The organism is Vibrio sp. RC586 (genome assembly GCF_000176715.1).
In the GTDB taxonomy this organism is placed as follows: domain Bacteria; phylum Pseudomonadota; class Gammaproteobacteria; order Enterobacterales; family Vibrionaceae; genus Vibrio.
In genome coordinates this window covers 604,106-624,444 of record NZ_ADBD01000007.1, presented here as the reverse complement: position 1 = coordinate 624,444, position 20,339 = coordinate 604,106, and the positions used below count along the sequence as shown (strand labels likewise).

General features: G+C 47.2%; 18 protein-coding genes, 1 tRNA gene and 1 riboswitch. Of the genes, 6 read left to right on the top strand and 13 right to left on the bottom strand.

Annotation, left to right across the window (positions count from 1 at the left end):
- Positions 1-6 precede the first annotated feature (6 nt).
- The 11 genes from rsxB to VOA_RS11455 form a co-directional block, all read right to left on the bottom strand.
- Positions 7-594, bottom strand: coding sequence for an electron transport complex subunit RsxB (gene rsxB, locus VOA_RS11405; protein WP_000104489.1), 588 nt, complete (start codon positions 592-594; stop codon positions 7-9).
- The gene (gene rsxA / locus VOA_RS11410) at positions 594-1,175 is read right to left on the bottom strand and encodes an electron transport complex subunit RsxA (protein WP_000141447.1); all 582 of its coding nucleotides are present in this window, start codon (positions 1,173-1,175) and stop codon (positions 594-596) included. The genes rsxB and rsxA overlap by 1 nt, the downstream gene beginning before the upstream one ends.
- Before the next feature lie 255 nt (positions 1,176-1,430).
- Positions 1,431-2,417: an HAD family hydrolase gene (locus tag VOA_RS11415; protein WP_001023814.1), complete on the bottom strand. Its 987-nt coding sequence runs from the start codon at positions 2,415-2,417 to the stop codon at positions 1,431-1,433.
- Positions 2,418-2,459: 42 nt separating this feature from the next.
- A complete protein-coding gene (locus tag VOA_RS11420; protein WP_000819635.1) occupies positions 2,460-3,710 on the bottom strand; it encodes a BatD family protein in 1,251 nt (416 codons plus the stop codon).
- A complete protein-coding gene (locus VOA_RS11425; RefSeq protein WP_001089758.1) occupies positions 3,710-5,398 on the bottom strand; it encodes a vWA domain-containing protein in 1,689 nt (562 codons plus the stop codon). Before VOA_RS11425 ends, VOA_RS11420 begins: the two co-directional genes overlap by 1 nt.
- Positions 5,391-6,398 carry a VWA domain-containing protein gene (locus VOA_RS11430; RefSeq protein WP_000192600.1) on the bottom strand — a complete coding sequence of 336 codons (1,008 nt, stop codon included), beginning with the start codon at positions 6,396-6,398 and terminating at the stop codon, positions 5,391-5,393. The genes VOA_RS11425 and VOA_RS11430 overlap by 8 nt, the downstream gene beginning before the upstream one ends.
- Positions 6,395-6,883, bottom strand: coding sequence for a DUF4381 domain-containing protein (locus VOA_RS11435; RefSeq protein WP_001070162.1), 489 nt, complete (start codon positions 6,881-6,883; stop codon positions 6,395-6,397). The genes VOA_RS11430 and VOA_RS11435 overlap by 4 nt, the downstream gene beginning before the upstream one ends.
- Positions 6,880-7,830: a DUF58 domain-containing protein gene (locus VOA_RS11440; RefSeq protein ID WP_000042565.1), complete on the bottom strand. Its 951-nt coding sequence runs from the start codon at positions 7,828-7,830 to the stop codon at positions 6,880-6,882. The genes VOA_RS11435 and VOA_RS11440 overlap by 4 nt, the downstream gene beginning before the upstream one ends.
- A gap of 5 nt (positions 7,831-7,835) precedes the next feature.
- Positions 7,836-8,852: an AAA family ATPase gene (locus VOA_RS11445; RefSeq protein ID WP_000438470.1), complete on the bottom strand. Its 1,017-nt coding sequence runs from the start codon at positions 8,850-8,852 to the stop codon at positions 7,836-7,838.
- Entirely contained in the window at positions 8,836-10,143 is a 1,308-nt protein-coding gene (locus tag VOA_RS11450) for an anaerobic sulfatase maturase (protein ID WP_001140797.1), read from the bottom strand. The genes VOA_RS11445 and VOA_RS11450 overlap by 17 nt, the downstream gene beginning before the upstream one ends.
- Positions 10,144-10,214: 71 nt before the next feature.
- Positions 10,215-11,732, bottom strand: coding sequence for an arylsulfatase (locus tag VOA_RS11455; protein ID WP_000103099.1), 1,518 nt, complete (start codon positions 11,730-11,732; stop codon positions 10,215-10,217).
- 177 nt (positions 11,733-11,909) lie between these two features.
- On the opposite strand from VOA_RS11455, the gene VOA_RS11460 reads away from it, so the two are divergent.
- Positions 11,910-12,746, top strand: coding sequence for a LysR family transcriptional regulator (locus VOA_RS11460; protein ID WP_000365332.1), 837 nt, complete (start codon positions 11,910-11,912; stop codon positions 12,744-12,746).
- A gap of 129 nt (positions 12,747-12,875) precedes the next feature.
- Here the strand turns inward: VOA_RS11460 and VOA_RS11465 are convergent.
- A tRNA-Asn gene (locus VOA_RS11465) sits at positions 12,876-12,951 on the bottom strand.
- 586 nt (positions 12,952-13,537) lie between these two features.
- Between VOA_RS11465 and uvrB the strand changes: the two genes are divergently transcribed.
- From uvrB to luxU, 3 genes are all read left to right on the top strand, one after another.
- Positions 13,538-15,568 carry an excinuclease ABC subunit UvrB gene (gene uvrB, locus VOA_RS11470; RefSeq protein WP_000029981.1) on the top strand — a complete coding sequence of 677 codons (2,031 nt, stop codon included), beginning with the start codon at positions 13,538-13,540 and terminating at the stop codon, positions 15,566-15,568.
- Positions 15,569-15,832: 264 nt separating this feature from the next.
- Complete coding sequence (gene luxO / locus VOA_RS11475; protein WP_001183004.1) at positions 15,833-17,242, top strand: quorum-sensing sigma-54 dependent transcriptional regulator LuxO; 1,410 nt, start codon at positions 15,833-15,835, stop codon at positions 17,240-17,242.
- A gap of 3 nt (positions 17,243-17,245) precedes the next feature.
- Positions 17,246-17,587: a quorum-sensing phosphorelay protein LuxU gene (gene luxU, locus VOA_RS11480; RefSeq protein ID WP_001209534.1), complete on the top strand. Its 342-nt coding sequence runs from the start codon at positions 17,246-17,248 to the stop codon at positions 17,585-17,587.
- On the opposite strand, the gene VOA_RS11485 is transcribed toward luxU, so the two are convergent.
- Positions 17,570-18,466, bottom strand: a complete 897-nt coding sequence (locus tag VOA_RS11485; RefSeq protein WP_000061077.1) for a YvcK family protein — start codon at positions 18,464-18,466, stop codon at positions 17,570-17,572. The two genes, luxU and VOA_RS11485, sit on opposite strands and share 18 nt — an antisense overlap.
- 178 nt (positions 18,467-18,644) lie before the next feature.
- Positions 18,645-18,784: riboswitch (molybdenum cofactor riboswitch) on the top strand.
- On the opposite strand from VOA_RS11485, the gene moaA reads away from it, so the two are divergent.
- Positions 18,773-19,762, top strand: a complete 990-nt coding sequence (gene moaA / locus VOA_RS11490; RefSeq protein ID WP_000068573.1) for a GTP 3',8-cyclase MoaA — start codon at positions 18,773-18,775, stop codon at positions 19,760-19,762. It overlaps the preceding riboswitch by 12 nt.
- A gap of 59 nt (positions 19,763-19,821) precedes the next feature.
- Positions 19,822-20,334, top strand: coding sequence for a molybdenum cofactor biosynthesis protein B (gene moaB / locus VOA_RS11495; protein ID WP_000509704.1), 513 nt, complete (start codon positions 19,822-19,824; stop codon positions 20,332-20,334).
- The last annotated feature ends 5 nt before the right edge of the window (positions 20,335-20,339 follow it).

Here is a 20,339-nt window from a genome sequence, read left to right as displayed (position 1 = left end):
CAATCCTTAATTCACACTCTTCTGCGCAGCAGGCGCAGAATCGGTCACATTGACCACAGGGATGGCATTGAGTTGCCACTTCCAGCTCTCTGGCGTGGTTTGTATCGGGATCATTTCAATACAGTCTGTCGGGCAGGGTGCGACACACAGGTCACAACCCGTACACTCATTTTTGATCACCGTGTGCAGCGCTTTGTTACCGCCCACAATCGCATCGACCGGGCAAGCCTGAATACACTTGGTACAACCGATACACATGTCTTCATGGATAAAGGCGACCATTTTGACTTTGTTGTCCAGATCATGGGCGGAGTCTTGTACTTCGACACCCATTAGGTCAGCGAGTTTTTCAATGGTCGCTTGACCACCAGGAGGGCACTTGTTAATCGCATCGCCATTGGCAATGGCTTCGGCGTAAGGGCGACATCCGGGGTAGCCGCATTGGCCACATTGGGTTTGCGGCAAGATGGAGTCAATTTGATCAACGATGGGGTCTGCCTCAACCTTAAAGCGGATCGAAGCAAAACCCAGTATGGCTCCAAACACGGCGGCCAATGCCGCCAGAGCAAGAACAGCGATGACTATGGTACTCATTACAGTTTCACCAACCCGGTAAAGCCCATAAAGGCCAAAGACATTAAACCTGCGGTGATCATCGCAATGGATGCGCCTTTGAAGGGAGTGGGGACATCGGCGACATGGATCCGTTCACGCATCGAAGCGAACAAAATCAGCACTAGAGAGAAGCCGACTGCTGCGCCAAAGCCATAAATGATCGATTGAATGAAGTTGTGATTTTCGTTGATGTTGAGCAGTGCAACACCTAACACCGCACAGTTGGTGGTGATCAGCGGCAGGAAAATCCCTAGCAAGCGATAGAGTGTCGGGCTAGTTTTGTGCACGACCATTTCGGTGAACTGTACCACGACAGCGATCACCAAAATAAAACTCATGGTACGCAGATACTCAATGCCTAGTGGGCGTAACACGTAGCTTTCCACCAGATAGGCGCAAACGGAGGCCAAGGTCAGGACGAAGGTTGTCGCTAACCCCATGCCAATTGCGGTCTCTAGCTTTTTCGATACGCCCATGAAAGGACATAAGCCCAAGAATTTCACCAGTACAAAATTGTTCACCAGCACAGTGCCGATTAACAACAAAATATATTCGGTCATAGTTATATAAATGTTTGATTCCGATCCCAGCATTATCCTGCTTTGCCAAAGCAATAACAACCAAGGAAAGCTAAGGTTTTAGATACATGAACATAAATTATACGCAATAGGTGGCAAATAAGAGGCGAACGGTAGAGAAAGTTAAGTGATACATGAGCTAGCGTGCAAAGAAAATGGCGAATAAAAAGCCCAGTTGTTATCGACTGGGCTTAAGGTTGGATGACTTTAACGATAGATGTTCAAAGCGATAGAAACTTAGTGCGGATAGATAGTTTTCCAATCCGCTTTCATATCCACCATCGGCCAGTTTTTCGCTTTCGCTTCATCAAGGCCTTTATCCAATTTACCGATATGCGACTCGCGGTCATAACGCCATTCACGTCTGTCATCGGTGTGGTGAATGTACATTGGCAAACTCAGACCTTCGCCCGCAGCTGTCCATTGCAACATAGCTAAATCACCATCTGAGTTACCAAATGCGGCAATCGGGCGTTGGCCAATGCGTTCGTAAATCTCCTGTACTTTCATCGTCTTATCATTGTTCACCAGCATGTTGGGTAAGCGGTTTAGCACAGGTTTGCCATCGACCATCACAAACTCGGTTTCAAAGGTGCTGCCCACAATTTGCTCTGGCGGAATTTGGTAAACCTCGGTTGCCCACGCACGCATAAAACCAGTACCGCCACCAGACACGATAAAGGTTTTAAAACCGTTGGCGCGCAGATAGTCGAGCACTTCTAGCATAGGTTGGAAAACCATTTCGGAGTATTTTTTACCTGTTGTGGGGTGTTTGGCGGTCGCAATCCACTCTTTCACAATGGCATCAAATTCGTCTGTGGTCATGCCTGCATGAGTGGCGTAGAGCACTTTAACCAAATCTTCGGTATGCAGGTTTTTCAAATCACCTTTCAAAATGCTGGCGTAAGGTTCTTCGGTTTTCCATTCAGGGTGTTTGGGCGCCAGTGTTTTGATGCGATCTAGGGCAAACTGAACTTGAAAGTACATTGGTTGTTCCGACCACAACGTGCCATCGTTATCAAAGGTCGCGATACGCTTTTCCTGCGGTACAAAGTGCTCAGAATTTTTATCCGTCACTTGTTGCACAAACTCAATAATCGATGATTTTGCCGCGCTGTCGTTCCATGAAGGAAGCGGATCTTTGGCGGCGGCACTGGCTTGAGCAATAAATGCAAAGCCGAGGAGTAAGGCAACCGCGTAGCGCTGTAGAGGTAAAATATTCACAAGATGTCTCCTTATTTAGCCAACGGTAAAAATAGAATGGAGTTAAGAATCCGAAGATTCAGATGGATGTAATTCCGGTAATGCTTTGGGTAGCGTGAAGCGATAACGTTGCTTCTTGATGTATCGCCACAAATAAACGAAATCACGTCGGGAAGCGTCTTCCCCTTGTACCTTCACTGCATGATGTTGCCAGCGCGGTTCTGGAGAGTGTTTAACCAATGCTACAGACTGTTCTTGGGTATTCAGCTTTCGGTACAAGAACATGCGACTGCGCGACCACTCTTTGCGGCGTAGCGACTGATAAAATTCAAACCAAGCTGGAGTAGGGTGTGTTTGGTAATAGCGTTTTAGCCAAATCACCATGGCTAGAGTCGCGATTATGCTCAGCAAGATAGCGCCAAGTTCCCATGCGTAATACCGCAGCCATGACGCTAAGGTGTGTTGCACATGAAGGGTTTTACCTTCCAGTGAGACTTTTTCTAAAGTTTCGGTTTTAGTATTCCACCACCAGAATTCATAGGTCGGCCACTCAATATCACCCCCGTTCAGCAGTACATAAGTCTGGCTTTCGGTGCGCTCAGAAATGTAGCCAGAGCGGTTTTGCTTATCGACTAACTGAGGGGCATCAGGGTAAGCACTCCATGATGGAGAGGCTTCTGCATTCATTAATGACGGCAAGAGTACCGACAGCGAGTCGTTCGCTTCGATCGTGATAGTTCGTGTAATGCTGTCACCCGCCTTGAGTGGTTGGGTTTCGTCATCACTCCACTCTTGAGTGACTTTCACATCGGATGCGGCGAACCAATGTTTTGAAGCATCCAGTTCAGGGCTGGGCAGAGTGACGTGAAAAGGCATGGGCGTGGTTTCAAGAGTGACCGCTTTTTTCTGGTTGTTCTTATCAGCCACTTGAGTGATGACTTGCGCCACAGGAACCGTGAAATCACCACTTTTTTGCGGATAGAGGGTAATTTCCCAGCGCTGTTTAGACCAAGTTTGGCCGTTTTCTCGTTCGGTATAATTTACCGCAAACGTATTGCGCTGCTTGACTAATACATCGGGAATCTCGATGCCTTTGATTTGGGTGCCAGAGGTGAACCAAGTGTTGGTGGACACTTCGACGTGCAGCACAATTTGTTGGGTAGGTGCCCACACATCCACCGTATTTTCCGGGTCATCGCCGAGCCAAGTTTTCAATTTCACTTCGACAGTAGATGAAGTCTCCTGCGCCTGAACAATGCTGAGCGGTGACCAAAAAATAAGAAGACATAAGATGCGGAGTAAAAATCGCTTCATTACTGTTCTCCTTCTTCGGCTTCATTTCGTTTCAGAGTTTGTAGCTGAAATTTGGCTTGTAAAAACCGCTGTGGGTTGGCTTCGACACGCTTTAACCAAACTTGCGCTAACTGTGGATCGCCCAAAATTTGGTCGGCACTAAGTGTGTCGCGGATCATTTTGTCTTGCGTGGTTTTTTCGTCAGCACCTTCAGCAGTTTGTGGTTGGTCTTCCGGTAATTCGATGGAGGTTTCTTGATCGCCTATGCTGTTGGCTTGTGACTCACTGGCTTGGTTGATTTCACCAATTAAGCCTTCAATCACCTTGAGGTTATGTTCAATATCGGCTTTTAGATCCGATTCGAGCGTTTCTTTTTCAGCAAGGGTTTTTAATAACCTACGTGCCGCCAAATACTCGCGCTGTCTGGCCAGTGCACTGGCTGCGTAATATCGCCCAAGGTCGGTGTCGCTTTGCATAAACGCCGCTTGAGCCAGTCTGAACTCACTGCCGTAGTAATAGGCGATACCTTTGTTGATGGGGGATTGATAAGCCGCAGCGGCTTTCAGGTATTCTCCCCGCGTGAACCACCATTGCCCTTGTTGATCCGGCGTTAGCCATAAATCCAACCACCATTGATAGCTTTTATCCCAAAGACTCACCTCAACGGTTTGCTGTTCGGACTGGGCAACAGAGGCGGTGATTTCTGCGTAAGCGGTTTCCGGAGCCATAGTGGGGATGAGCAGCGCAAACATCAGCCCCCATTTCACCAGCCAGCCACGGCGGAACCAAAGCAAAGTAATCAGGGCTAACGGCCAAATCAGCCAGTAACCTTCATCCTGCCAAGGCATACTGGATTCACTGTTCAGCATGCGAAATCGCTCCGTTTTGCTCTCCAAAGTCCGTATATCGCTATCGTCCAGACTGAGCGAAACTAAGGTTCCACCTGTACTATCAGCCAAACGTTGGAGCGAAGCCAAGTCGAGAGGTACTTGCGCTTGAATGTCAGGATTGCCCGCTGCCAAAATCAGTAATTGATAGGGATTATCCGCAAAATAGTTTTTGAACGCCTCAATGGTGGCGTTACCAACGCCATCAGTCACCAGCAGAAGTGTGTTACCTACATACGGTGGAAGCTGTTTATGCAGCAAATTCAACGCAGATTGCGCGGCTTTGCCCTCAACAGGCATGACATTGGGGTTAATTGCGGCCAAATAGGGTTGCAAAACACGATTGTCACTGGTGAGTGGCATGGCGACATGCGCACTGCCAGCAAAAACCATCAGCCCCGTTTTGCCACCTTTGCGCGCCTCGGTTAAATCGAGGATTTTCTGTTTGCTGCGGGTCAGCCGATCGGGTGCAATGTCTTTTTGTTGCATCGATTCGCTACTGTCCAGCAGTACCATCAAGGAAGCGCTGTCTTCGCCAAAAGGCGAAGCTTCTCGCTGCCAAGCGGGACCGGCACAAATAATCACAGTTATCACCACCATCACAATCAGCATTTTGAGTGGTAATTGCTTACTCCAACCCCTTTGGTTGAGGGTCAACGCTTGGCGTAGATGCTCTGGAAAGAAAGAGAGCTGCTGCCCGCCTTCGTCTCTTTGCCAACGCAGATAGAGAATGATGAGTAGCGGGAGCAGTGCCAATAACCAAGTGGGTCGCAGAAAATGAAACTGTGACAACAATTGAAACTCCATCTGCCAACTATTCATTTTGCGTCTCCTTTTTATTTCGGAGCTGCTGTAATGTCATCCAGCTAAAGAGCACTAGATATAACACCAGAACCATCGCAATCAGGTAGTGATGTAGGCTCAATTTTGGGCGATACGATTCGCTGCTGTATTTTTGTGGTTCAAGCTGGTCAATGACCTGATATGCCTCGTTTAACTGCGGCTGATCAATAGCGACAAAAGATCGGGCTTGGGTAAGGGATGAAACGCGGTTCACCACATCCATATCCAACGGTTGTTCACCAACATTTTCTGGATCGCCCATCGCAATCACATAAATACGAATGCCTTTTGCTGCCGCGATTTTGGCGGCATCAACGGGGGAAACGAAGCTGCCTGTGTCATTTCCGTCAGTCAACACGAGCATGATTTGATCTTGAGAAGTAGCGGGGCTTTGTTCAAACACCTTGATGCCTAAACCGATGGCATCACCCAAGTTGGTGCTTTGTCCCGCCATCCCCGTTTCTGCTTCATCCAATAAATTGAGCCATACCTCTTGATCCGCAGTGAAAGGAGTCTGGATGAAAGCTGCATCGCCAAACAGAATCAGACCAAATCGATCGCCTTGGCGTTGAGTGACAAAATCGCGCAGCACTTTTTTAGCAGCGGTTAAACGCGATAATTGCTCACCTGATTCAGTGGCAAAATCTTTCTCTTCCATTGAGCCAGAAAGATCAACCACCATGAGTACATCACGTCCGAATGCCTCTCTGGTTTGCACTTCACCTAATACGCTGGGTTTGGCCAGTGCAGTAACCATCAGCAGCCATGACACAATCAGGGCAATGTGCTGCCAATGACTCGCATTGAGTAAGCCCGCTGCCACTTTGGGTGTCTCATCGAGCGCTTCAAGGATTTGAGTGAAGAAAGGCACCTTGATGGCATTTTCGCGGCTGCGATAAGCTGGAACCAGCCAATAGACCAATAACGGCAAAGGAAGCAAAGCAAAAGCCCAAGGATAAGCAAACTCAAGCTGCGTCATTCTGCTTTCTCCGGCAATGGGTGGTGTGTCAGCCACGCGTTGATCTCTTTGCTCAGTACGGCAAAATCCGGAGTCGGCGATTGAGGGTTTTCCAGCCAAACGACCCACTGCGTAAAGTGTGCGTTTTTCGCTATGTTCGAACCGCCTTGATGATAGTGATCCATTTGGTTCAGGAGTGGTTGGCCATAAATCGCGGCATTTTTCGGGTCAAGATACACCATCACGGCTTTCACTATTTGGAGCATCTTACGCGGCCACAATGCATCGTTGGGGGATAAGCGCAGCAAAGCATCCAGCGCTTCTCGGCGATAACGGTTATGCCACCAAAGCTTCGCTTTCTGATAAATGAAAAAAAACGCAAGAAACACGACAAGCAGTAACAACAGTTGCCAGCCAAGGGTTTGTGGCCACCCGCTAACCGTATCGGGGAGGGGAACGTCCTTCAATTCACGCAGCATGTAACTGCTTGGCGGCGTTGGATTCATTGAATCCCCCTCAGCATCTGAGCTAACTGCACCAAGTGATCACCTTGAGTATTGATTTCAATAAACGGCATTTTTTGTGCGGCCATCAGGCTTTTGAGATGAGTTTGTTTCTCAACGTAACGAGCGTGTAGCAGCTTGTTGACCTCTACCGTTTGCCGGCCTTTTTGCAGTGCGAGTTGGTATCTCCCGTCGCCCACGACCCAAGTGGAATTGAGCTGCTGCTCGGGCAGGTTAATTTCCAAAGGATCGGAGATGAAAATCGACAGCACATCGTTGTGTTGCTGTAGGTATTTGAGCTGCTTGAGTGACTGGTCATCCGCATCGGAAAAATCGCTGATAATCACCAAAGTAGCCGCTTTTAACCTGCGCTGGCTGAGTTTCTCCATCCATAGGCGAAATCCCACGGTTTCGCTATCTTGACTTGCTGCGCTAAGAGCTTGATTTGCTGAAACCAACTGGCTTAGCCCCATCAGGAAATTCGTGTTTCCCCGTTTTGCTGATGCCCAGTGGAGTGCTTGGCAGCTTGAGATCAAAAAGCCCACTCGGTCGTTGTTGGCAAGAGCAAGCCAGCTCACCAAGGCGGCGATTTCTGCCGCTACGACGGATTTCATATAGCGGACTGAGCCGAAATACATCGAACTTCTCTGGTCAACGCAGACGATCACTTGGTGGTCTTTCTCTTCGGTGTAGCTGCGCACATGGGGTTTCCCCGTACGCTGAGTGACTTTCCAGTCCATTTGGCGAATGTCATCCCCCAGTTGGTAATGGCGAAGCTCTTCAAAGTTCAGACCCCGACCACGCTGATGCGATTGATAACGACCCGACAAGTGCGCTCTTGAGTAGCGAGCACTCAAGAGTTTCACTTGTGTCACTTGGTTTTGCAGCCGCACTAATTGCGGCAAAGTGACATGGATTCGAGCATCATGGGTGACGTGGGGCTTACTCATCGTAGTTACCCAATGTTGACTACATCAAGCAATTCGGTGACGACATCTTGCTGGCTGATACCTTCGGCCAGTGCTTCATAAGAAAGGCTGAGTCTATGCCCGAGAACCAAGGAGGCGACTTCGCGCACATCATCAATCAAGACATGATCGCGACCTTCTAACCATGCCAGAGCGCGTGAGCATTTATCCAACGCGATGGAAGCGCGTGGGCTTGCACCCATCGTGAGCCAGTTGGCGAGTTTGGAGTGTGTATAGTGCTCTGGATTGCGAGTCGCCATCACCAATTCAATGATGTAGCTCTCCACCATGTCTGAAAGTGACAAGGCTGCAATTTGTTGACGGGCTTGAAGAATACTTGCCGGATCTATGGTGATATTGGCTTGCGGCTCACTAGCAAATACCCCGTTTTCTTCCTGGCGAACCAGACGAATGATGTCGCGCTCGGCTTCTTTGTCGGGATACTCAACCAAGGCTTTAATCAGAAAGCGATCCATCTGTGCTTCGGGCAGAGGGTAAGTGCCTTCTTGCTCAATTGGGTTTTGGGTTGCCAGAACCATAAACAGCTCGGGCAAGGTATGAGTTTGTCCGGCCACGGTAATTGTGCCTTCGGCCATTGCTTCTAATAAGGCAGCCTGTACTTTGGCGGGTGCGCGGTTAATTTCATCCGCCAGAACGATCTGATTGAAGACCGGGCCAGGTTGAAAATGCAGCGAAGATTTGCCTTCGGTTTCTTGCAGAACTTCGGTTCCGGTGACATCGGAAGGCAACAGATCCGGCGTGAACTGGATGCGTCCAAAAGAAATGGAAAGCGCATTGGCTAATGCTTTTACCGAACGCGTTTTAGCGGTGCCCGGTAAGCCTTCCAACAGCACATGTCCACTACAAAGCAGGCCTAAAATTAAGCTGCGGATGACGGTTCGTTGACCAACTACTTGTGACTCAATGGCATTCAATAATTTGATGACATCATGATGTGCACTATTGAGTTCATGACTGCTCGGTTGCTTATTGGTTTGTTCCATTTTGCTGTCCTAGAAGTACGGCCAAGCCTGTCAGCATTGGCAGTGAATAGTCGAAGAATGCTTTGATACCTGGGCATAAATAGCTAAGCCCTTCTTCACCGTCTGGCGTTTTTAGCAAGCGATTTTTAGGGCATTCTCCCCAGCAAAGTTTCAGATAAGGACACGCTTTACAGTATTTCGGCAGTGAATCTCGTTTGGCCATGCCAAACGCTTGCTGTCTTATCGAAAATGCCATCTCGTTGAGTGGACGTTCTTTTACATTGGCGAGTTTGTACTCTGGGTACACATAGTGATCGCAGCTAAACACATCCCCGTTGTGTTCGATGGCGAGTCCTTTACCACAAAACTCTGCAGAGGTGCACAGTTGTGCAGGTTTCCCCATCACCTGCGCGACGGCGGTTTCAAAAAGATTAACCAGCACTCGGCCTAAATCGTTGTTCACCCATTCTTCAAAAATGGTGATCAGGAATTGTCCCCAGTCATCGGCATCCACCGACCAATCGGTCACTATGGACATAGGATGCCCCGGTTTGGCTAACTCACTGCCGACAACCGGAATCATGCTTTGATTCCAGAATTGTGGCGCGGTGGTCTTGAAATCACTCGGTTCAACCACAGGGTTAAACTGCACGTAAGTCGCGCCCAGCTCGCGGGTCATAAAACGATAGACTTCAAGTGGGTATTTGACGTTATAACGGTTGACTGTGACCAGTGCGTTGAAACGAACACCGTGAGCTTTGATTTTTTCTACCGCGGCCATCACCAGATGAAAGGTCGGTTTGCCGCTGCGGGTGACACGATATTTGTTGTGGATCTCTTCTGGCCCGTCGATAGAAAGGCCAACAAGGAAGTGATTCTCTGCCAGAAATTGACACCATTCATCATTCAGAAGGATGCCATTGGTCTGTAGGTCGTTCTCGATACGAACGCCTTTAGGTTGGTATTTTTTCTGCAGTTCGACGATTTTTTGAAAGTAGTCCAAGCCCAGCAGGGTAGGTTCCCCGCCTTGCCAAGAGAAGACGACTTCATCACCATCTTGACTCTCAATATAGCTCTTCACGAAGACTTCAAGAGTTTCATCATCCATCATTGGTTGTTTAGGCTGGTGGAGTAGATTCTCTTTGTGCAGATAAAAGCAATATTGGCAGTCAATGTTACATTTTGCTCCACCTGGCTTAGCCATAACGTGGAAGCGGCGTTGATAAGTGGGTTGCGTGCTGAGATCTTTGTAAGCCGTTTTCAGCGGCACAAGATCGAGCAGAGTTGATGTTTGCATTGAGGTTTTAGCCATTCATAATTCCTTGGTGAATAGAAAATATGGCGCTCCGTAGAGCGCCAAACAAAATGAAATGAACTCAACGGTTACTTAGGAACAAAGCTACCGGCTTCCATGCGAGGTGGAAATTCTTTGAATGAATTCATGATTTCGCCCACTTTCGCTGAGGCTGGCCCCATTAAGAAGACTCTTTCATACATCCATTGGTCGTAGCCGATCCCCGTATCGCCACGCTCGAATGGGTCGATGCTGAGATCAAAGATCAGTGGGATACGCAGTTTAGTTAATGGTTTACGCCAAATATCTAGCCCAGTTTCCGTTTCTTGGATCATGAAATGGAACTTCCATTGGCCATAACGCAGCGCCATCAAATCACCATCATCACTCCAGTACACAAACTCTTTCCGTGCGGATTCTTCAGTTTTTCCGGTGAAGTAAGGCAGTTGGTTATAACCATCCAAATGGACTTTGTAGGATTGACCATCGACTTTCTTGCCTTTCAGTAACTCGTCTTTGACTTTATCGTTACCCGCAGCTGCGACCAGCGTCGGGAAGAAGTCTTCCAGAGAAACGATGCCATTGAGTGTAGTTCCCGGTTTGATTTTGCCTGGCCATTTGATCATGGCCGGAACTCGGAAGCCACCTTCCCAGCCCGTATTTTTCTCACTACGGAATGGCGTCATGCCCGCGTCAGGCCATAAATTGATCATTGGGCCGTTGTCGGTGGTATAGATGATGATGGTGTTATCGTCTACGCCAAGATCTTTGATTTTCTTGAGTAGCTGACCGATTTGGTCATCGTGTTGCTTGATGCCATCAGCATAGAAACCAGCACCCGTTTTGCCTTGGTACTCTTCAGGCACATGGGTAAAGTTATGCATACGAGTCGTGTTGAACCAAGTGAAGAAAGGTTTATCCGCTTTCACTTGCTTCTCAATGAAGGATTCGGCGGCATCGAGGAATTCGCCATCTACGGTTTCCATGCGTTTGCGAGTGAGCGCGCCCGTATCTTCAATTTTGCCGTCAGCATAAGAGTGAATAACACCACGAGGGCCAAACTTTTTACGGAACTCAGGATCTTTCGGATAATCCACATTCTCAGGCTCTTCTTCCGCATTCAGATGGTATAGGTTGCCAAAAAATTCATCAAAACCGTGGTTGGTAGGAAGATGTTCGTCGCGGTCACCTAAATGGTTTTTACCAAACTGCCCGGTCGCGTAGCCTAGTTGCTTCAACATAGTGGCGATAGTAGGATCTTTTTCACTGATGCCTTCAGGTGCACCTGGCATTCCCACTTTACTTAAACCGGTTCGTTTCGGCATTTGACCTGTGATGAAAGCACTACGACCTGCGGTTGAACTCTGCTGTGCGTAGAAGTTGGTAAACTTCGCACCTTCCGTTGCAATGCTATCAATATTTGGCGTGGTGTATGCCAACATACCTTGGTTGTAGGTGCTTAAGTTCCAATAACCAACGTCGTCACCGAATATGACTAGAATATTGGGTTTATCTGCTGCGTAAGCAGTTGCTGACGCTGCACCCATGGCAAGTGTGCATGCATTGAGCAGCAACTTGCTTGAGCGCTTTTGTTTGCCTGTACTCATATTCACTCCATTTTTCATGTGGATTACACGATTATTTGAACTAACATCACATGGAAGGGTTCAAAAATGTCTATTCAAACAAATACATATCCGATTCAGATTAGTCCTAATTTTAAAGAGAAACAATCGAGTGAATGTTTTAACATTCATAAATCAAATTTATAGGTGTGGTGATTTATGGACCTGAATTTAGTCCGGACATTCTTGGTGGTTGCTGAGTTTCAATCCTTTACTCAAGCGGCGGAAAAGCTTCAGCTCACCCAACCCGCGGTGAGTTCGGCAATCAAACGATTGGAAAAGCAATATGGTCAGCCTTTGTTTACCAAAAACGGTCGTGGCATTGCATTAACCAGCAAAGGACATCAACTGGTGCCGTTTTTCCGTCAAGCATTGAATATGATCGAAAGTACGATGGAGATGCGAGAGCATTTCAATGTCTATTGTAATGAAGCGATACTGCACTGCTTATTACCGCTAGAAAATGTAGCGTTAAGTGAGTCCCCACCCGATAAGCACCAACTATTAGAGCTGCTTCGGCAGCAAAATGTGGACTTAATTTTGGACACCCTATTAGCGAAAGACAGTGCTTTTGTAGTTGAAGAAATTCACCATGAGCCTTTAGTGGTTATTTGTCGAGCGGGGCATCCAAGAATTCAGGATACGTTAACCAAAGAAGCCTTTTATCAAGAGAAGCACGTACTTTACAGTGGGCTTTGGGGTAAGCTCCGCGGGTTGGAGCAAATTTGTCGAGAACCGATTGAAGATCGCCAAATTGATATTGTGTGCGGCTCAATTGCTGGAATTGCGCTTTATGTATCGCAATCCGACTCTATAGCTGTGATTTCACACTCTTTTGCACAAAAGTGGGCAAGCACATTACAACTGCAAGTGTTGGAGTGCCCGATCAGTACCAGTGTTATTCCTTATCACTTGGTTTATCACAAGCGTGAAGCCAATAACTCAGCACATAAAGCGCTACGTGAAAAAATAAAAAACCAGTTAGCAAACCATTGAACGAGTTGCTCTCGAGATGATAGGCAAGACATGGTGAGCAAATTGGGAAGACTGGAGTGGGGTGCGGTAGTTGAAATCCATAAGAGAGAAATAAAAAAAGACGTCCTAGGACGTCTTTTTTCTGAAATTTGGCTCCTCCTGCGGGACTCGAACCTGCGACATACGGATTAACAGTCCGCCGTTCTACCGACTGAACTAAGGAGGAATAGTTTCGGGGCGGATGTTAGCGATCTGAGATTGTAGTGTCAATGTTTTTCGATAAAAAAAATGTCCCTTTTTTATGTGCCCAAGGGTTTACTTTTTTGTATCCCTTACCGCTATTGAGCTGTATTCACTTATCCACTAAATTTGTGGATAAGTGTGTTGATGAATCTTGAGTTAGTTACATGGTGGCTATTTTTTGAGTAAAAGCTCAGTTTGAAAATGATGGTTTACTTTGGTTAACTGTTTGTTTTTGCTTTTTTATTTCAACTTTTCCACAATTATCTATGTTGATGAGATGAGCATGAAAAATGGACGTTAGAAAGCGAATAGAGGAAAAATTGGGGAAAACTGGTGGATTATTTTGACTTTAGAGGTCGGCACTAGGCCAAAGTAGGGCTGAGGATATTAACAAAGCGCAACGTCAGAAGCTAGAATTATTTTGAGTAAAAACAAGACTTATCGTACAGTGGCTAGGAAATCCGTTTACATCACGCTGTACGGACTCAAAAGGGGCGGAATAAGTGCTTGATCATCCATCATGCATACAGCAACAATAGCGCTCAACAAACAAGCGTGACGAGGATGCAATGAGTAAAGCATTTGAGCTGGTTTCCGACTATCAACCCGCCGGCGATCAACCCACAGCCATTAAGCAATTGTTGGAAGGTTTAGATTCGGGGTTGGCACACCAAACTCTGCTTGGGGTAACGGGGTCGGGTAAAACCTTTACGTTAGCCAATGTGATTGCCACCGCTCAGCGGCCTACGATTTTGTTGGCGCCGAATAAAACCCTTGCTGCGCAGCTGTATGGTGAGATGAAAGCATTTTTTCCCAACAATGCGGTGGAATACTTCGTCTCCTACTATGACTACTATCAGCCAGAAGCTTACGTTCCGAGCACCGATACTTTTATTGAAAAAGACTCTTCGGTTAATGCGCACATTGAGCAGATGCGTTTATCCGCGACAAAAGCATTATTAGAGCGTAAAGATGCCGTGATTGTCGCTTCGGTTTCGGCCATCTATGGTCTGGGTGATCCCGATTCTTACTTAAAAATGATGCTGCATTTACGCCGAGGTGATGTGATCAACCAACGCGATATGCTGCGTCGTTTGGCTGAGTTGCAATATTCACGTAATGATATGGCTTTTGAACGGGGTCAATTCCGAGTTCGAGGCGAAGTCATTGATATCTTTCCAGCAGAATCGGATCAAGAAGCCGTTCGGGTTGAGATGTTTGATGATGAAGTGGAATGCATCAGTCTCTTTGAGCCATTAACAGGGGTCGTGACATCGCGCGATTTAGCGCGTTTTACTGTTTACCCTAAAACGCACTATGTGACGCCGCGTGAACGAATTCTTGAGGCGATAGAGCTGATCAAGAGTGAGTTACAGGTGCGCCGCCAGTATCTGCTGGATAACAATAAGTTGCTTGAAGAGCAGCGGATTTCTCAGCGAACTCAGTTTGATATTGAGATGATGAACGAGTTGGGATTCTGCTCTGGTATTGAAAACTACTCGCGTTACCTCAGTGGGCGCTCCGAGGGGGAGCCACCTCCAACCTTATTTGACTACTTACCTCACGATGGTCTGCTGATCATCGATGAATCCCACGTCACCGTGCCACAAATTGGCGCCATGTTTAAAGGTGACCGTTCACGTAAGGAAACGTTGGTGGAGTTTGGATTCCGCTTACCTTCGGCTCTGGATAACCGCCCGCTTAAATTTGATGAATTTGAAGCACTGGCTCCGCAAACCATTTTTGTGTCTGCAACGCCGGGTGAGTATGAGCTCACCAAATCGGGTGGTGAAGTGGCGGATCAAGTAGTTCGCCCAACTGGTTTGTTGGATCCGATTATCGAAGTGCGCCCAGTAGCCACTCAAGTGGATGATTTACTTTCAGAAGCGCGTGTTCGTGCAGCGAATGATGAGCGGATCTTGGTGACAACCTTAACCAAACGAATGGCAGAAGATCTTACTGAATATCTGCATGAGCATGGAGTGAAAGTACGCTATCTGCATTCAGACATTGATACGGTTGAACGGGTCGAAATCATCCGCGATCTGCGGTTGGGTGTGTTTGATGTGTTGGTGGGGATAAACTTGCTCCGTGAAGGTTTGGATATGCCGGAAGTCGCTTTAGTGGCTATTCTTGATGCAGACAAAGAAGGCTTCTTGCGTTCTGAACGTTCATTAATTCAGACCATCGGGCGAGCTGCTCGTAACATCAATGGTAAAGCGATCCTGTACGCAGACTCGATCACCAAATCGATGCGTAAAGCGATGGATGAAACCGAGCGCCGCCGCGAGAAGCAACATGCTTATAACGAGCAGTTGGGCATTACTCCGCAGCCATTAAAACGCAGCGTGAAAGACATCATGGAGTTGGGCGATATTGCGAAATCTCGTAAGCAGAAGAACAGCAAAGTGGTGCCTTTAGCGAAAGTAGCTGAAGAATCGGCACAGTACCAAGTGCTGACACCACAACAGTTGGAAAAAGAGATCAGCAAACTCGAAACAGTGATGTATCAACATGCACAGAATTTAGAGTTTGAGTTAGCGGCTCAAAAACGTGATGAAATCCATCAATTACGTCAGCAGTTTATTACTAATAGTTGAGTAGATAAGAGAAAGCAGATAAAAAAATAGCCAATAGAATGAGTCTATTGGCTGTTATTTGTGAACATTTTCATTCACTAACAACGTCAGTTGGCTAGGTGACCCTTGCGGGTCAATAGTAACTAAGCACATATCGTGCCAACTCAATTTGGTCAATATTTGTGATCCTTGACGTTTTCTGCTGGGAAATTTCAGTACAAATTTGCAAAATGCAATTCCAAATGCAATTATTACAGCAAAATGCAAAACAAATATGGCTAGGTTATGCAACCCAATCAATCACTACAAAAAACCAAATATGTACTCATGGTAGAGGATACGGCATCGGTAGCGGCGTTGTATCGCTCTTATCTCACGCCACTGGATATTGATATCAATATCGTTGGAACTGGCCGCGATGCGATTGAAAGTATTGGTCGTCGCGAGCCCGATCTCATCCTGCTCGATTTACGTTTGCCTGATATGACAGGGATGGACGTATTACACGCCGTTAAGCAGAAATCGCCGGATGTTCCGATTGTGTTTATGACAGCGCATGGATCGATTGATACAGCGGTTGAAGCGATGCGCCACGGCGCTCAAGACTTTCTGATTAAGCCTTGTGAAGCGGATCGTCTACGCGTAACCGTGAATAACGCGATTCGTAAAGCATCGAAACTCAAAAACGATGTTGATAATAAAAATCAAAATTACCAAGGCTTTATCGGCAGCAGCCAAACCATGCAAGCCGTTTACCGCACTATCGATTCTGCGGCGAGCAGTAAAGCCAGTATCTTCATTACCGGCGAAAGTGGTACAGGTAAAGAGGTGTGTGCCGAAGCGATTCATGCTGCGAGTAAACGAGGTGATAAACCGTTTATTGCAATTAACTGTGCAGCTATTCCTAAAGATTTGATCGAAAGTGAGCTGTTTGGTCACGTAAAAGGGGCTTTTACGGGGGCGGCGACTGAACGCCAAGGGGCTGCGGAAGCTGCTGATGGTGGCACACTGTTTTTGGATGAGCTATGCGAAATGGATCTGGATTTGCAGACCAAACTGCTGCGTTTCATCCAAACCGGAACCTTCCAAAAAGTTGGCTCATCGAAAATGAAAAGTGTGGATGTGCGCTTTGTTTGCGCAACCAACCGTGACCCATGGAAAGAAGTGCAAGAAGGCCGTTTTCGTGAAGACTTGTATTACCGTTTGTATGTGATCCCATTGCATTTACCACCGTTACGGGCTCGCGGTGATGATGTGATTGAAATTGCCTACTCGCTACTTGGCTTTATGTCCAAAGAAGAAGGTAAGGACTTCATACGTTTGTCGGCAGAAGTGGTCGAACGCTTCCGTCACTATGAGTGGCCGGGTAACGTGCGCCAGCTACAAAACGTATTGCGCAACGTTGTTGTGCTCAATGAAGGGCGTGAAATTACTTTGGATATGTTGCCACCGCCGCTTAACCAAATGCCAGAACCGATCAATCGAGCTTTACCTCTCGCCCATGAAAATAAAGTGTCGGTGCATGAAATTTTCCCGCTGTGGATGACGGAGAAACAAGCCATTGAGCAAGCCATTGAAGCTTGTGATGGCAATATTCCTCGTGCAGCGACCTATTTGGATGTCAGCCCATCGACGATTTACCGCAAGCTTCAAGCTTGGAATGAGAAAGTCAAAGAAAAAGAGAAGGAGCGGTAAGCAATGAGAGAATGGATTAACCAAAGCAAAATTGATTTGCTGGCAAGAGAAATTGGCGAAGAAAATGTGCCGATTTTGGTCAACATTTTTCTTGGTGAATTGAACGATTATCAGATGAGGCTAGTGAGTGAAGCTGTAGCCGATAAATTGGCGTATCTCAAAGAGGTCAGCCATGCCCTGAAAAGTAGTGCGGCCAGTTTTGGTGCAGATCGTTTGTGTGCAAAAGCCGTAGAGCTGGATAGCCGAGCCAAATCTGGCGAGATGATTGACATCTCGCTAGAAGTGGAACAGATGCTAGAACTGCTGAAGCTGACGCATCAATGTTACTCAGAACTCGTCGATTAACTGCTCTTCAACTGCTAGTCTGAGCTTCTGCCGATCATGACGCCAGTCACGGTTGGCAGAAGCCAAATCACGAGTTACAAAGTTCCAACGTCCTTGCAGGTCAGGATGAGGGTGGTGACCTAAAACCACATCGATTTTGCGCCCCTGACACGCTCTTTCACACCACTCCAACTTCTGCTCTAGGCTCATTCTTCCCGCTGGCCCATATTCTGGGGAAAGGTTTTCCACAAAAATCACTTTTGCCTTTTGATTACGCGCAATCGCTTTACCCAGTTCTGGTAATAGCAGCGGCGGCATGATGCTGGTTAAAAAACTGCCAGGGCCGAGAATCACGCAGTCCGCTTCTTGAATCGCGGTAATTGCTTCTTTGGTTGCGGGGACTTCTGGTGAAAGGTCGAGTCGCCGCAAATCTTGCGTCATCTCGTCAACGCTGGTTTCGCCCGTTACCCATTTACCGTCTACTGAGAGTGCTGCCAGATCGGACGGGTGCTCAGACATCGGCAGAATATTCACATCGACCTTGAGCATGTTGCGGATCAGATTAATCGCATCCAGTGGACGTACGGAAAGGTTGTCCAAAGCCGTGAGCATAAGGTTGCCCAAGTTATGGCCATTGAGTTCCCCCGCACCCTTGAAGCGGTACTCAAACATCATCGAGCTGATGGAAGGCTCGGTAATAAGCTGATTGATGCAGTTGCGGGTATCGCCCCAAGCAATGCCACCTTGGCAGTGACGAATACGTCCTGTCGAACCGCCATTATCTGTGGTGGTGACTATGCCTGTTGCATTGGAGCCAAACACTTTGAGCGCCGCCAACATGCGTCCCAAACCATGACCGCCCCCGATAGCAACGACTTTTTTGTTTTCGTATAGAGACATGAGCATCTTCTTATTTTTTCATAACCAGCAGCAATTTAACTAACTTCATTCACAATGAGTACCCATTTAGGGCTAATTTCCCCAAGGTAATCATTTTTTTCTCGTTAAGGCTAGAATCACGTACAATTATTAAGTATTTTACCAACAGCTTGAGCTAAAGGGATGGAAACATCGCCCTGCTTGGCCTTAACTCCGAGCTTACCGCGCTAAGTTTAAACCTTTAAATATGCGTTGTAAGCCAGTGACAAAATGTCACAAGGGCATGATTGGAAATGATTTTGCCTCCCGTATTTGGAAAGGTGTTCTGTGGCGCAACAATTCGAAGACAGATTTCAACGTAAATTCTACTATTTACGTCTATCCATAACCGACGTTTGTAATTTCAAATGTACGTATTGCTTACCTGATGGCTATAAGCCGTCAGTGGATCGCCCTGCCTCTTTTCTGACCGTTAACGAGATTCGCCGTGTGGTGAATGCGTTTGCCCATTGTGGCACTTCAAAGGTGAGAATCACCGGCGGTGAACCTTCGCTGCGCAAAGATTTCAGTGAAATCATTCAAACCATAGCGCAAACTCCTGGCATTCAGAAAGTTGCCACTACCACCAACGGCTACCGATTAGCCAAACATATTGGTGAGTGGCGTGAAGCGGGGTTGACGCAACTGAATGTCAGCGTGGATAGTTTAGATCCGCGTATGTTCGCGCAAATCACGGGTGAAAACCGTTTCCAGCAAGTGATGTCCGGTATTGATCGCGCGTTTGAGGTCGGTTTCGAGCAAGTCAAAGTCAACGTGGTGCTGATGAAAAATCTTAACCACCTTGAGCTGCCAAAATTTATGGCGTGGATTAAAACCCGTCCCATCCAACTACGTTTTATTGAATTGATGCAGACCGGAGAAATGGATGAGCTGTTTGCTCGCCATCATGTCTCTGGCACTTCGATCCGCGACTATCTCCTCGGTAACGGCTGGCTACTCAAAGCCAGAGCCGATAACGATGGCCCTGCACAGGTGTTTATCCACCCTGATTACCAAGGGGAGATAGGCCTCATCATGCCTTATGAGAAGAACTTTTGTAGCAGTTGTAATCGCCTACGTGTGTCGGCGCTGGGCAAACTGCATCTCTGCTTATTTGGCGAACAAGGCATAGATTTGCGCGATCTCCTTCAGGAAGATCAACAAGAAAACGCATTGATTGAACGAATTCAAGCCCAGTTGCAAAACAAGGCGGAAACCCACTTCCTGCATGATGGAAACTCGGGTGTCACGCCTCATTTAGCGTCTATTGGCGGCTGAGTTTCTACCGATAATTTGACCTCGCTATCGAGGTTTAACCATTTTTAAAAGGTGAACAAATGGGTCACGCAGAAAGCAAATTTCAAGCAGCAAACATCGCCGTATTAACGGTGTCAGATACGCGTACTGAAGAAAATGATACGTCTGGTCGCTATCTGGCTGAACAGCTACAAGAAGCGGGTCATAAACTGGCTGATAAGCAGATCGTGATTGACGATATGTACAAAATCCGTGCGGTGGTTTCACAATGGATTGCGGATGAAACCATCCAAGCGATTTTGATCACCGGTGGCACAGGGTTTACCTCACGTGACAGCACACCTGAAGCGCTTAAGCCTCTGTTTGATAAAGAAGTGGAAGGCTTTGGCGAGCTGTTCCGTATGGTGTCTTTTGAAGAAATCGGTACATCGACCATTCAATCTCGCGCGGTAGCGGGTTTTGCTAACCACACGGTAATTTTTGCTATGCCGGGTTCAACAGGTGCATGCCGCACAGGTTGGACAAAAATCATTAAACAGCAATTGGATGCTTCTCATCGCCCATGTAACTTTATGCCACACCTGACGGTATAAGGGAG

Excerpts from the sequence above, each read along its gene's own strand:
- rsxB (WP_000104489.1), bottom strand. The coding sequence starts at position 594 with ATGAGTACCATAGTCATCGCTGTTCTTGCTCTGGCGGCATTGGCCGCC.
- rsxA (WP_000141447.1), bottom strand. The coding sequence starts at position 1,175 with ATGACCGAATATATTTTGTTGTTAATCGGCACTGTGCTGGTGAACAAT.
- VOA_RS11420 (WP_000819635.1), bottom strand. The coding sequence starts at position 3,710 with ATGAAGCGATTTTTACTCCGCATCTTATGTCTTCTTATTTTTTGGTCA.
- VOA_RS11425 (WP_001089758.1), bottom strand. The coding sequence starts at position 5,398 with ATGAATAGTTGGCAGATGGAGTTTCAATTGTTGTCACAGTTTCATTTT.
- VOA_RS11430 (WP_000192600.1), bottom strand. The coding sequence starts at position 6,398 with ATGACGCAGCTTGAGTTTGCTTATCCTTGGGCTTTTGCTTTGCTTCCT.
- VOA_RS11435 (WP_001070162.1), bottom strand. The coding sequence starts at position 6,883 with ATGAATCCAACGCCGCCAAGCAGTTACATGCTGCGTGAATTGAAGGAC.
- VOA_RS11440 (WP_000042565.1), bottom strand. The coding sequence starts at position 7,830 with ATGAGTAAGCCCCACGTCACCCATGATGCTCGAATCCATGTCACTTTG.
- VOA_RS11445 (WP_000438470.1), bottom strand. The coding sequence starts at position 8,852 with ATGGAACAAACCAATAAGCAACCGAGCAGTCATGAACTCAATAGTGCA.
- VOA_RS11450 (WP_001140797.1), bottom strand. The coding sequence starts at position 10,143 with ATGGCTAAAACCTCAATGCAAACATCAACTCTGCTCGATCTTGTGCCG.
- VOA_RS11455 (WP_000103099.1), bottom strand. The coding sequence starts at position 11,732 with ATGAGTACAGGCAAACAAAAGCGCTCAAGCAAGTTGCTGCTCAATGCA.
- VOA_RS11460 (WP_000365332.1), top strand. The coding sequence starts at position 11,910 with ATGGACCTGAATTTAGTCCGGACATTCTTGGTGGTTGCTGAGTTTCAA.
- uvrB (WP_000029981.1), top strand. The coding sequence starts at position 13,538 with ATGAGTAAAGCATTTGAGCTGGTTTCCGACTATCAACCCGCCGGCGAT.
- luxO (WP_001183004.1), top strand. The coding sequence starts at position 15,833 with ATGCAACCCAATCAATCACTACAAAAAACCAAATATGTACTCATGGTA.
- luxU (WP_001209534.1), top strand. The coding sequence starts at position 17,246 with ATGAGAGAATGGATTAACCAAAGCAAAATTGATTTGCTGGCAAGAGAA.
- VOA_RS11485 (WP_000061077.1), bottom strand. The coding sequence starts at position 18,466 with ATGTCTCTATACGAAAACAAAAAAGTCGTTGCTATCGGGGGCGGTCAT.
- moaB (WP_000509704.1), top strand. The coding sequence starts at position 19,822 with ATGGGTCACGCAGAAAGCAAATTTCAAGCAGCAAACATCGCCGTATTA.